The following is a 13,935-nucleotide window of genomic DNA, read 5'->3' as shown; positions in this document are numbered from 1 at the left end:
AAGATAAATTTATAATTTAGCACTCTTAAATTTAAGAAATATGGTTGCTATTGTTGATAGTGGTTCTACGAAATCGGATTGGGTGATTCTGGATGACTTTAAAAATGTTTTCCTGAAGACCGAAACCATTGGTTTCAACCCGAATTTTATCAACAGAGAGCTTATTGTACCCGAAATTGAAAAAAATGCAAGCTTAACATCGGTAAAAAACTCAATCACCAGAATTTTTTTCTATGGTTCCGGATGTGGTGTGAAACAAAATTGTGACACTATTGAAGAAGAAGTTGGGAAGGTTTTTACCAATGCAAAAATCGTTGTAAAAGAAGATCTTTATGCTGCTGCATATGCTGCTTATGCAGGAAAACCTACAATTGTCTGCATTTTAGGCACAGGTTCAAACTCATGTTATTTCGACGGAGAAAATTTAACGATAAAACTTCCCTCTTTGGGTTATCTCATGGGTGATGAAGGAAGCGGAAGTGCTATAGGAAAACAACTCGTGCGCAGATTTTTTATGCAGAAACTTCCTCAGGATTTACATCTTGAGTTCGAAAAAACATACGGCTTAACAATCGATGAAGCATTGAAAAATATGTATCATACGACAAGACCGAATGCTTATTTAGCCAATTTCAATAAATTTGTGGTCGAAAGAAAAGATCATCCCTATTTCCAGAATATGGTTTTGGAAGAGATGAAAAATTTCTTCGATTATCAGGTTCTTCCTTATGAAGAATCTCAGAATGCTGAGATCAACTTTATAGGATCCATTGCTTATTATTACGAAAATATTTTACGTTCTGCGGCGTCAGAACTCAATTTGAATGTGGGACATATTGTACAGAAGCCAATCGAGAGTTTGGTTAACTACCACATTAAATATATACTTTAAAAAAACAAAAAATCTTATGTCAAGTAAAAACCACCGCGACGAAAAAACTTTTAGTCAGGCAGCGTTAGATTATCATAAAGCAGAACCGAAAGGGAAAATTGAAGTAATCCCTTCAAAGCCACACTCATCTCAAAGAGATCTTTCATTAGCGTATTCTCCGGGAGTTGCGGTTCCGTGCATGGAAATTCACGATAAACCTGAAACAGTTTACGATTACACAGGAAAAGGAAATTTGGTGGCGGTAATTTCAAACGGAACAGCGGTTCTTGGTTTGGGAGATATTGGTGCGGAAGCTTCAAAGCCGGTAATGGAAGGTAAAGGTCTTTTGTTTAAAATCTTTGCAGACATCAATGTTTTCGATATTGAAATTGATGAAAAAGATCCTGATAAATTCATCGAAATTGTAAAAGGTATCGCTCCGACTTTTGGAGGAATCAACCTTGAGGATATTAAAGCTCCCGAAGCTTTTTATATAGAACAAAGATTAAAGGAAGAATTGGATATTCCTTTGATGCACGATGATCAGCACGGAACGGCAATCATTTCTGCTGCGGCATTAATCAACTCTTTGCAAATTGCCAATAAAAATATCGGAGATGTAAAAATGGTCGTGAATGGGGCAGGAGCTGCTGCCATTGCATGTACCAATCTTTATATTTCTCTTGGTCTGAAAAGAGAAAATGTATTAATGTGCGACAGTAAAGGTGTAATCAATCACAGAAGAGAAAATCTTACTCCTGAGAAATTAGATTTCATTGTTGAAACAGATATTGATACTTTAGAAGATGCTGTAAAAGGTTCAGATGTTTTCATTGGTTTGTCTAAAGGAAATGTAATGAGCCCTGAAATGCTTTTAAGCATGAATGAAAATCCGATTGTGTTTGCATTATCAAACCCTGATCCGGAAATCGCTTATGACTTAGCTTTAGAAACCCGTAAAGACGTGATTATGGCAACCGGAAGAAGTGATTATCCTAATCAGGTAAACAACGTTCTTGGTTTCCCGTATATTTTCCGTGGGGCTTTGGATGTTCAGGCAAAAGGAATTAATGAAGAAATGAAATTGGCCGCAGTTCACGCCATCGCCGATTTGGCTAAAGAACCGGTTCCCGAAGCCGTAATTTTAGCGTATAATGTTCAGAATTTACAGTTCGGAAGAGAATATTTTATTCCCAAACCGTTTGATAACAGGTTGATTACCAAAGTTTCTAGCGCTGTTGCAAAAGCTGCAATTGAAAGCGGAGTGGCTAGAAAAACCATCACTGATTTTGAAGAATATGAAAATCAGCTTCTCGACAGGATGGGAAGAGACGAGAAGTTGGTAAGAATGATGCAAAACCGTGCAAAAGCAAATCCGAAGAGAATTACTTTAGGAAATGCTGAAGAATATAACGTTCTGAAAGCTGCACAAATTTTATATGAAGAAGGAATTGCTCATCCTATTCTTTTAGGAGACAAAAAATATGTGAAAGAGCAGATGGAGCGTTTCGGAATCAATCTTGATGTTCCGATTATCGATCCGAGTGATGATGATCAGAAAGAAAACAGAAAAAAATACAGAGAAACACTTTGGAAGCTTCGTCAGAGAAAAGGGATGAACGAGTATAAAGCAAAAAGATATGTTCGCCAAAGAGATTATTTTGGCCCTTTAATGTTGAAACATGGTGATACGGACGGATTAATTATCGGTTTTTCTAAAAATTATGTATCAACCCTAAGACCTGTTTTAGAAGTAATCGAAAAAGATAAAGGCGTTGACAAAGTTGCTGCCATGATGATGATCTTATCTGAAAAGAAACCTATTTTCTTTGCAGATACATCGATCAACCAGAATCCTTCTGCTGAAGATCTGGTAAATATTGCTAAAATGGCAGAACACACGGTAAAATCTTTTGCGATCGAACCAAGAATTGCGATGTTGGGCTTTGAAAACTTTGCAGCAATTTCTGAAACTTCAAAGAAAGTGGCAAAAGCGGTAAATATTCTTCATGAGAAATTTCCAAAAATGATTGTGGATGGAGAAATTCAACCTGATTTTGCCATGAATTCTGATCATTTGAGTGATTATCCGTTTTCAAAATTAGGAACTACTCCTGCGAACACATTTATTTTCCCGAATCTTGAATCTGCTAATCTATCTTACAAAATCATCAGAGGAATGAAGGTTGCTCAGGTAATCGGGCCTATTTTGATGGGGTTAAAACAACCTGTTCACGTTTTACAGATGCGTTCAAGTGTGGATGAGATTGTGAATCTTGCAACGGTTGCAGTTTTGGATGCTCAGAGAAGAGAAGGTAAAAGTAAAAAAGATTAGTGAAAAAGAGTCCCGAAGGGACGGTCTTCTACAGGATAGGATAAAATCCTATCAAACATAAATTACGAAACCTGGTTGAATTCATTGAATTCAAACCGGGTTTTTAGATTTTAGAAATAATAAATAAGCAAATAAAAAAATAATTTGTATTAATAATTGGTTTGGAAAAACTATAAAAAACTTTTTCGAGTTGATACTTTTAACTTCATTTTCTTGTCGGTGCTGTTTAAAAATAAGTTAAAAACTATTCTTCTCTGAAATGAAAACATTACTTAGTTTAAATTACTATATTTGGAAGTTATAAAAATTAATAATGATATTTTCCCTACAGGGCATCGTTCAGGAGCTTACGCCAACTTACGCTGTGATCAACGTAAACGGAGTGGGCTATTATACCGGGATCAGCCTCATGACTTCTCAAAAACTTACTCTAAATAAAGAAACATTTCTTTTTATCCAGCAGATTATTCGTGAGGATGCACATCTGCTTTTCGGGTTTCATACGCGTGCGGAAAAGGAAATGTTCAACCTCTTGATAAGTGTTAACGGTGTAGGTGCTGTTTCAGCGCTTATTTTACTTTCCACTTTAAGTCTTGATGAAATTGCTTCAGCCATACTTTCTGGCAACAGTGCGCTGATTCAAAAAGCTAAAGGAATCGGAGCAAAAACTGCTGAAAGAATCATTGTTGATCTGAAAGACAAAGTACAGAAATTCAGTAATCCGGAAGAGAATATTTCTTCTTTTGCAAATAATAAAATCAAGGATGAGGCGTTATCTGCATTAGAAGTTTTAGGTATTCCTAAAAGATCAAGCGAAAAAATTGCAGACCGCATTTTAAAGCAAATACCTGAAATATCGGTAGAAGAATTAGTAAAACAAATCTTAAAAAATATTTAACATTTGGTGAAAAATAATAAGTTTCTCAGTATTTATATATTCTTGTCATTTTTATTTGGCTCAGTAAATATTTTTGCACAGGAACAAAACCAGCAGAATTCTTCGATAAGGAAGAATTATGAGGTTACCGACCCAACCTATTATGAAGCGTATTACGATATCAAAACCGGGATGTATTATGTATATCCTAAAATAGGTAATACAATAACGGGGCCAGGTGTAGCTATGTCGCCAGATGATTATAAAGAATTTATGTTGGCGGAGCATTCTAAAGCTTTTTACAGAGATAAAGCTGATCGCTACAACTTAATGTTCAGAAAAGATAAATCTGAAGCGGCTAAAAAAGGACTTATTCCTTCTTTAACGATTAATAACCGACTTTTTGAATCAATCTTTGGAAGCAATAAGATTGAAATAATTCCTTCCGGTTACGCTTCATTTGATTTTGCAGGATTGTACCAGAAAATAGACAATCCGTTGATTTTACCACAAAACAGAACAAGTTTTACTTTTGACATCGACCAGAGAATTCAGCTTGGTTTGGTGGGGAAAGTTGGTGAAAACTTACAGCTAAAAGCCAATTACGATACCCAAAGCGGATTTGCATTTGAGAACAGAATGAACCTGGTTTGGCAGTCAAAAGGTACCTGGAAAGATCTTCAGACAAAAGGTCTGAACGAAGTGAATAAACCGAATGCAGGAGGTGAAGATAAGATCATCAAAAGAGTAGAATTCGGTAATGTGAATATGCCACTATCCACAAGCTTAATTCGTGGTTCTGAATCTTTATTCGGGGTGAAAACAGAATTTCAGTTAGGAAAAACCTTTGGTACAGTGGTGCTTTCACAACAGCAGGGTGAAGCCAGAAATATTGTTGTACAGGGTGGCGGAACGATGAACAATTTTAAAATTAATGCAGTCGATTATGAAGAAAATCAGCATTATTTTATAGGGCAATATTTCCTGAATAATTACGATAATGCCTTATTAAATTATCCTCAGATCAATTCCAGAATCAGTATTTCCAGAATGGAAGTGTGGGTTTTAGATCAGGGTAATTCAAACCTATCGTACCAGAAAAGTATTATCGGGATCAGAGATTTGGGTGAAGGAGCTTCAGGTCTACCGGATAATTCGCAGAATGGTCTTTATCAGCAAATTAATTCGGCAATCGGAACTCCAAGAGAACAAGGGAAAAATTATCTTCCGACTTTTCAGGGACAGACTTTTCCGGGAAGTACAGAAGCTTATGATAATGGTGAACATTTTGTTTTAAGTACAAAAGCAAGAAGATTAAATTCAAACGAATTTACCTATCATCCACAATTAGGATATATCTCTTTAAATCAGAAACTAAACGATCAGCAACTTTTGGCAGTTTCATTTTCATATACGGTGAATGGAACCAATCAGGTATATAAAGTTGGGGAATTTTCGGAAGAGAGTCCTGTACTGGTTACAAAACTTTTAAGATCAAATACAAAAATAAATGTTCAGTCCCCGATGTGGAACTTGATGATGAAGAACTTCTATTCTTTGGATGCTGCACAAATCGATCAGGACGGATTTATTTTAAATGTATATTATCGTGATGCTCAAACCGGAGGTAAGGTAAATTATCTTCCTAACACCAGTGTTGCGGATACCAATCTACTAAAATTATTAAACTGGGACCGTCTCAACGTAAACGGAGATTTACAAAATAATGGAGCCGTTGCCGGTGATGGAGTTTTTGACTTTGTGGAGGGAATTACCATTAGAAAAGATCTCGGTAGAGTCATGTTTACCAAGGTACAGCCTTTCGGAAGTTATATGGCTCAGGTATTGGGAAGCAGCAATCCTCAGTATGTTTATTCCGATTTGTACAGCCAACAAAAACAGGTGGCAACTCAAAGTAATCTTTCTCAACGTTATACGATGGAAGGTCGTTATAAAGGTGCACAAGGACAAGGAATTTCTTTGGGAGCTGTAAATGTACCACAGGGTTCGGTAAAAGTTTCTGCAAATGGAGTACAGCTTACGGAAGGAATCGACTATACCGTTGATTATATGCTGGGAACAGTGACCATCATCAACGAAACAGTGAAACAATCGGGTCAGGCAATTAATATTTCATTAGAAAATCAATTGACTTTCAATACCCAAAGAAAAAGATTTTTAGGTTTAAATTTAGAAAGAAGAGTAAGCGAAAACTTTATCTTCGGCGGAACTGTGGTTAATTATTCTGAATCTCCGCTTACCCAAAAAGTAAATTACGGTCAGGAAGCCGTAAACAATACCATGGCGGGAGTGAATATGATGTATAACAATCAGCTTCCGTTCCTGACAAGACTTACCGATAAAATTCCGGGGATTAATACAGAAGCTCCTTCTAACTTAAACTTTAAAATGGAGGCAGCCTATCTGATTCCGGGAATCAATAAAGGAACAAATGATCAGTCATACATCGACGATTTCGAACAAACTACATCAAAAATATCATTAAAGGAACCGACAGCATGGAGTTTGGCTTCTAAGCCTGAAAAAAACCAAAGTAATCCGATTTTTGCCGGAGCAGGTGTTAATGATGATCTTACCAATGGATATGGCAGAGGTTTGCTTACGTGGTATAATATTGATCCTAGATTTTGGGGTGTAGGAGGAAGAGCTCCACAAGGAATTACTGCAGAATCGGTATCGAACCACGCATCAAGACGTGTACAGTTTTCAGAGATTTTCAACAACAGAGATTTTGTAGCGGGAGAGCAGACCTTTACCAATACTTTTGATATTTCTTATTTCCCTCAGGAAAAAGGACCATACAATGCCAATCCTGCAACGGAAACGACCGCACAGAGATGGGCGGGAATCATGCGTCCGATAAGTGTTTCCAATTTTGTGAATTCAAATATTGAATATGTTGAATTCTGGATGATGGATCCTTATGCAGATGGAAACAATCTAGGAACAGAGCCTAAACTTCTTTTACAATTAGGAAACGTTTCTGAAGACATTCTTAAAGACGGTTTGATGCAGTATGAAAACGGTTTGCCAACAGGTGGAATTCCATCAACAACGACCACATCAAACTGGGGTATTCAGCCGAAGCAGCCACCAATTTTATATGCGTTTTCAAGTGAAGGAGGAGACAGAACAGCACAGGATTTAGGTTATGATGGTTTGAATTCTGATCAGGAAGCAATGCGATTCGGAAATACTTTTGTAAACCCGGTAACCAATCTTTCCGATCCTGCAGTAGATGATTTCGTATTTTATATGTCTGATAAATTTACAGGAAGCCAGGCTTCTTCAATTATTCAGCGATACAAATATTTCAGAGGCCCTGAAGGGAACTCGCAGAGCAATTCATTAGAAGTTTCTTCACAAACTCCGGATGCAGAAGATATTAATAAAGATTATAACTTAGACCAAACAGAAAGTTATAACGAATATGTTGTTAAACTTGATCAGGCTAGTTTATCTGCAGGAACAGGTAATTATATTGTTGATCAGAAAACGGTACAGGCTACGTTTCAAAATGGCAAGACTGATGATGTGAAATGGTATCTTTTCAGAATTCCTGTTTCAGATTTTGCTAAAGCAGATGCAGGTGGAGAAAAAAATCCATCCATCCTTAATAATGTAAGATTCGCAAGAATGCTTTTAACAGGTTTTGATCAAACCTCTACATTAAGATTCGGAACGATGGATCTGATCAGATCGGATTGGAGAAAATATTCAAAAAATATTGCGAAATATCAGCTTGTCGCACCTCCAACAATACCTGATCCGGCAACTGATGAAGGTTTAGCTAATGTAGACAATAACGATTTTGAAGTTGGGAGTGTGAATATCGAAGAAAATGCTCTGAACCAACCGCCATATGTACTCCCTCCTGGAATCGACAGACAGGTTCTTAGTGGAAATGCAGGCGCACAGAGACAAAATGAATCTTCTTTGTATTTGAAAGCTACCAATCTTATTGCTAATGAAGCAAGAGGTGTTTTCAAAAATACCACTCTTGATATGAGAAGATACAAAAAATTAAAACTTTTTGTACATGCTCAGGATCCTACGAATCGTGCAACAGGAATAGATGAGAAAACTAAGTTTTTCATTCGTTTTGGTAGTGATGCAACTGATAACTATTACGAATATGAATCTTCACTTAAAATTACACCAGGAACTGCAACCGCTCCATTGGAAATTTGGCCATTTGAAAATGATGTAGATCTTAATATTCAGGAGTTCGTTGATGCTAAAATCAGAAGAGATAAAAATAGTCCAAACAAACTTACACAAAGAATTGAAGACAATGAATATGGAGGTGGAGAAACCGAGAAAAAAATCTACATCAAAGGTCGTCCGAGTTTAGGAAATATCACGACGATTATGATTGGTATCAGAAATGCTAATGATGTTGGAGGTTCTTCAATAACAAGAATTCTTTGGGTAAACGAAATCCGTCTTTCTGAAATTGAAAACGATGGCGGTTATGCAGGAAATGCGAGCTTAAATTTCAATTTAGGAGATTTTGCCACCGTTAATACAAGTGCATCCTATTCTTCAGTAGGTTTTGGAAATATTGATTCTAAACCGGCGGAAAGAAGTCAGTCTACCCAGTCAGCATTCAGTATTAATACAGCAGTGAATGTCGATAAGTTCTTACCGGAAAAAACCGGAATGAAAATTCCTGTGAACTACTCTTATTCGCAAACGATCGAGGATCCGAAATATAATCCTTTAGATACCGATGTTGAATTCAGCAAGGCTGCAAACAGAGAAGAGCTTAAAAAAGTTGCAAGAACGTACACTCAGCAAAGAAGCTTAGGAGTCGTAAATATGCATAAAGAAAGAGTGAAGCCGAACAGCAAGCCGAAGTTTTATGACGTAGAAAACCTTTCTCTTACGGCGGTGTACAATGATGATCATTACCGTGATATTTACACCAAGAAAAATTACAGACAGTATCTGAGAGGATATTTAGATTACAATTATACATTCAAGCCATGGGTAATCAGACCGTTCAATAAAATGATCAGCGATACAGCGAAATCTACAAAATATCTGAGATGGGTGAAAGAATTTAATTTTAATCCGATCCCGACCAGATTATCTTTCAGAACAGAGCTCGACAGAAATTACAACGAGCTTGAATTTAGAAATATCGATGCTATTCTGAGTGGAAATCTTAATGATGATTTTGCTGCTTTGAAGAACAGGAATTTCTATTTCGGATGGCAATATGGTTTAGGATTTAATTTTACAAAATCTTTAAAACTAGAAATTAATTCCGCAACAAGAACATTGAACGATAATGTAGATGTAAATACAATGGATACTTCCTCGATCTTCGGAAATATGTTCAGAGCAGGAAGACCGGTACTGTACAACCACAAAGTTCAGCTGAATTACAAATTGCCGTTCCAGTATCTACCTTACCTCGATTTTATCGAAGCTGAAGTTGGGTACGGATTTACCTATAACTGGAATGCAAGATCAACAGCGCTTCTTGCGAGTCCTGATGGAAGTTTAGGATCAATAGGGCAGAACACCAATGTTATTTCGGCAAATGCTTCAGCGGATATTCCGAAATTCCTCGGGCAGTTCAGTTATTTTAAAAGAATGTCTACGACCCTTCAAAAACGTAAACAGGAACAGGATTCATTGAATAATGCTTACACTCAGGCTTGGGAGAAAAACAGATATACATATAAAAAATATAAGTTTAAAAATAAACTGTCTGTACTGCAAAGTGCAGCATTCTTACTGACTTCATTCAAACAGTTGAATGTTAATTATTCCGAAAATAACGGAAGTGTTATTCCGGGATTGTTATCTGCACCGAACGGATATGGCTATGGTCAGACTTTGGGTGGCCCTACGCTTGGTTTCCTTTTCGGTTCGCAGGCAGACATCAGACGTACTGTGATGGAAAGAGGCTGGGTAAGTGATTCCGAATTCATGATTGATCCTTACGTCAAAATGTCGACGAGGGAATTACGAGCCGATTTGCAGGTGTCACCAATCAATGATTTCAGGATAGATTTTAATGTATTGAGTACATATAACAGAAACTTCTCGCATACAGGGTTTAATTATGTTGATCCTCAAACCGGCTTTGCAAACCCAAATCTTACCTTTGCAAGCGATATGGTTTCGTATTCGAATACGGTCGTGCTTCTTAATTCATCATTTAAAGAAAGCTCATATATTTATGATGCAATCAGATCAAATGCACAGGCTATTTCCCGACAAATGGGAGGATTGTTAAACTCGGACGGATATACGGATGGTCATAGTATTTCAAATGCATATGTTTTGATCCCTGCATTCCGTGCGGCAATGGAAGGTAAAAATCCGGAGAGATTAGGAAATCCTAAAAAAGCAGGTCTTCCGATTCCAAACTGGAGAATTATTTACTCAGGATTAAGAAATATACCGATCATCAATGGTCAGTTTACAAAGTTTGATATTTTACACAGCTACAGTGCTACTTATACGGCAACCGGAGTTCAGTCGAATATTGATTATTTTAATATTGCAAATGATGTTGAAAGCTCTCAACGTGATGTCAACAATAATTTTATCAATCCTTACACATTCTCTCAGGTAGGTTATACCGAATCTTTCTCACCGCTGATTGGTGTGGATGTAACGATGAGAAACAATATGCAGTTTGGTATTCAGTATAATAAAATAAGAACCATGATTCTTGGTCTGGTAAACCATACGCTTACTGAAGACTCAAATACAGAATATGTAGTAAGATTAGGATACATTGTAAGAAACTTCAGATTGGGAACTAATAACCAGAGAGGTGCGAAAGCTAAAGGTTCAGACCTGAATATCCGTGGTGATATTTCACTTCGTGATAGCCAGACAAGTATTATGAATATATTGTTAAATGATTCTCAGATTACGGGTGGACAAAGATTAATGAATATTAAACTTTCTGCAGATTATAACGTTTCGGAAAACCTGAATCTGCGTTTATTCTATGAGCAGATGACTTCTAAGTATAAAATTTCCACAGCCTTCCCGCTGTCGACCATCAGAGCCGGAATTTCCGCAACATTCACTTTTGGTGACTCCGGAGGTTTCTAAATCTAAAACTAAATCCCTTTCGAAAAAGAAAGGGATTTTTTATTTCACAACTATTGGAAGATAGCGTTCCAATCACTATATTTGGTAAGTAATAATAATTAATTTAAATCGGAATAAAAGATGCGCAGTTTTGTGTGTCTTTTGTTTTTAATAACCAACATGAAAATTTTAAATGAAAAAGAGAAGATTTATAAGGATAATTACTTATTGAAGTATGGGATTTTTATTTTCTTCGGCTCCCTCATCTGCAATATTATTTTTTCTTATTTTAATGAGTCAGAATTCTCATCCCGCGTTACCCGTTTCAACGATTTTACTTTAATTCATTTTGTTGCTGCTTTTACCATTGCTCCCGTTATAGAAGAACTGATCTTTCGGGGAATTTTCACAAGAAAGAAGATTTTCATGTATGTTACCTATATCGGATTGCTTGGTTATATTCTTTTGTTGCAGAATTATTATTTGATTCCTATTCTTGCAGCATTCATTATATTATATGAATTAAACAAGAGAAAAGAAGTTTCTGGTTACATTTATTTCATCAATGCTTTGCTTTTTGGCTTTATGCATTATGAATGGAATGATTTAAAAATTCCAGATACCTGGATCGGCATTGTAATGACTGCCGGAATGGGACTTATTTTAATATGGATGGTTCTGAATTTCGGATTGATCTATTCCATCTTATTGCATGCATTTAATAATTTCATTGCAATAGCTATCATTGTTATTGGCTACGAAAGTTCAGGCATGAGCCTAAAGGAAATTGAAACAAAAGATTTTACCATGAAATATCAGCGTGTTTCATTTTTTGTAGGAAGTGGAAATATGCAAACCGATGCAAACCAATTTTTAAAAGCAGAAAATATGAGTATGTCGGTCATTCATGGTTCAGTTTGTTTTGATGAGAAGCTCGGCGATCTTTATTTTGGTAAATACAATATCTCGATCGAAAGAAAGAAAAGCAGTATTAAAAAGCTTGACTGCACTTCTCTAAATCAGCTTCTTGATATAGCCGAACTCAAACAAAATAAATAAAATTCTGAAATATTTAAAAGCTTTAAATATTTCAGAATTTTATTGGAGCGTTAATGTATTTTTGAATAAATTTGTCAACATTAAAAAAGAAAGAAAAATGAATACACCGTCAGAATTAAAGTACACTAAAGATCACGAATGGATCAAGATCGAAGGCAATGTTGCTACAATTGGTATTACAGACTTTGCACAGGGAGAGTTGGGCGATATCGTTTATGTAGATGTAGATACTGTGGATGAAGAAATCAACGGTGGAGATGTTTTCGGAAGTGTTGAGGCAGTAAAAACAGTTTCAGACCTGTTCTTACCTATTTCAGGAAAAGTAATCGAGTTTAATGCTTCTCTTGAAGATCAGCCGGAATTACTAAATTCAGATCCTTACGGGAATGGGTGGATCATCAAACTTGAAATTGCAGAAGGTGCAGATCATTCAGAATTGCTTTCAGCTGAAGATTATCAGGCGATCATTGGATAAAATTTCGAACATATTTATAAAGATATTGCCCATTTATTGGGCATTTCTTACTTATATGCTTTTGCGTCCCGGAGTTGAGAACCACGAGTATTTCTTTATGTTCGATGGGATCGACAAGGTTTTGCACTTAAGCATTTTTGCGGCATTAGGATTTTGCTTTATCGCTGCCTTTCCCAAAATCAGATTTTCATATTACTTTCAGATCATACTTATTTACGCCTTCCTCACCGAAATTTTTCAGGAAGAAATGAACTTAGGCAGATCCATGGAAACTTTGGATATTGTTGCAGACACGATCGGCTGCCTGATCGGTTACTATATATATAAGATATTGATCAGGAAATTTTCTAATTAAAGCCTTCTGAAGAAAATTACTATTACTCTTAGCTTTACTTTTATTCTCCCGCGTTCCAATTCTCCGACTTTTCACATTCATATTTTTCTTAGGAGCTATTTCCCGCTCTCCACTATATCTTTTGCTCTTCGTTGCTCATCACAAAAGGATGCCGTTACGATCGGGGCTAGGGTTGAAGTCTTTTATACAGATTGCTATCTTCAAATTCCGGATATATCCAATTCTATTTAAAACATTCTATTCTTTTTGTGATTAAGGTTAAATACCAGATCAATCGGATAATACAACAGCAAAACAATTTCCCGCTCCATCGGAGCTGAACCACAGATGTAACAAGATGACGAGCTCCGTAAGAGCGAGCAAAAAGATGTCGTTAAAATCGCAGCTGACAGATTACCTTTAGAATATCTTATCCAGGCTCCGTAGGATCGTTTTGTTCATAGCAGACGATCTGCAAAAAGAATTTAAAGCTCCGTAGAAGCTTCCTGTTCATAGCTCCATCGGAGCGTCATCTTTGTAGAAAAGAAATATATCATATATAGAGCTCCGTAGGAGCGGCACCTCCCCCTACACAAATACGAGCAATGCATATCAAAATTATTAATCCCTGCAATCCCCTCTAACCCTCCGACTCTCCGACTCACCAACTTGCCCTCCAGCTAAAAACCCCAAACATTATTTTAAATTATTCTCCCACAAGTTCAGTGACTTAGTGTCAAATATGAATTTAACTTAAATTTTATGTTAAATAAATTAGGATTGTATAGGATAGAAGTACTACTTTTGCCCCACTGAAAAACGAGAGTTGTTTGGTAAGCGCAGAAGAGCTTTTGGGTAAGCATAATTAGAAAGAACTACTTTTATTATATATAAAAAA

7 protein-coding genes are annotated in these 13,935 nt (G+C 36.4%); all 7 read left to right on the top strand.

Annotated elements, in window-relative coordinates; translation table 11 throughout:
• Nucleotides 1-40: 40 nt before the first annotated feature.
• The 7 genes from BM371_RS17000 to BM371_RS16970 all read left to right on the top strand — a co-directional run bounded on the left by BM371_RS17000 (nt 41) and on the right by BM371_RS16970 (nt 13,058).
• Nucleotides 41-892 (top strand): ATPase, encoded by an 852-nt coding sequence (locus tag BM371_RS17000; RefSeq protein ID WP_034679260.1) that lies wholly within the window; start codon nt 41-43, stop codon nt 890-892.
• A gap of 16 nt (nt 893-908) precedes the next feature.
• Entirely contained in the window at nt 909-3,206 is a 2,298-nt protein-coding gene (locus tag BM371_RS16995) for an NADP-dependent malic enzyme (protein ID WP_034679262.1), read from the top strand.
• A gap of 313 nt (nt 3,207-3,519) precedes the next feature.
• Nucleotides 3,520-4,104, top strand: coding sequence for a Holliday junction branch migration protein RuvA (ruvA, locus tag BM371_RS16990; RefSeq protein ID WP_034679263.1), 585 nt, complete (start codon nt 3,520-3,522; stop codon nt 4,102-4,104).
• A gap of 6 nt (nt 4,105-4,110) precedes the next feature.
• Nucleotides 4,111-11,190, top strand: a complete 7,080-nt coding sequence (gene sov, locus BM371_RS16985) for a T9SS outer membrane translocon Sov/SprA (RefSeq protein ID WP_051883031.1) — start codon at nt 4,111-4,113, stop codon at nt 11,188-11,190.
• Between the two features lie 159 nt (nt 11,191-11,349).
• Nucleotides 11,350-12,228, top strand: coding sequence for a CPBP family intramembrane glutamic endopeptidase (locus BM371_RS16980; protein ID WP_034679264.1), 879 nt, complete (start codon nt 11,350-11,352; stop codon nt 12,226-12,228).
• A 97-nt stretch (nt 12,229-12,325) separates the two neighbouring features.
• Complete coding sequence (gene gcvH / locus BM371_RS16975) at nt 12,326-12,703, top strand: glycine cleavage system protein GcvH (RefSeq protein ID WP_034679315.1); 378 nt, start codon at nt 12,326-12,328, stop codon at nt 12,701-12,703.
• Nucleotides 12,704-12,728: 25 nt separating this feature from the next.
• The gene (locus BM371_RS16970; RefSeq protein WP_034679316.1) at nt 12,729-13,058 is read left to right on the top strand and encodes a VanZ family protein; all 330 of its coding nucleotides are present in this window, start codon (nt 12,729-12,731) and stop codon (nt 13,056-13,058) included.
• The last annotated feature ends 877 nt before the right edge of the window (nt 13,059-13,935 follow it).

It is taken from the genome of Chryseobacterium formosense (genome assembly GCF_900116415.1).
GTDB classification, from domain to species: domain Bacteria; phylum Bacteroidota; class Bacteroidia; order Flavobacteriales; family Weeksellaceae; genus Chryseobacterium; species Chryseobacterium formosense.
The sequence above is the reverse complement of the archived record's forward strand: the minus strand, read 5'-3'. Positions and strand labels throughout refer to the sequence as shown.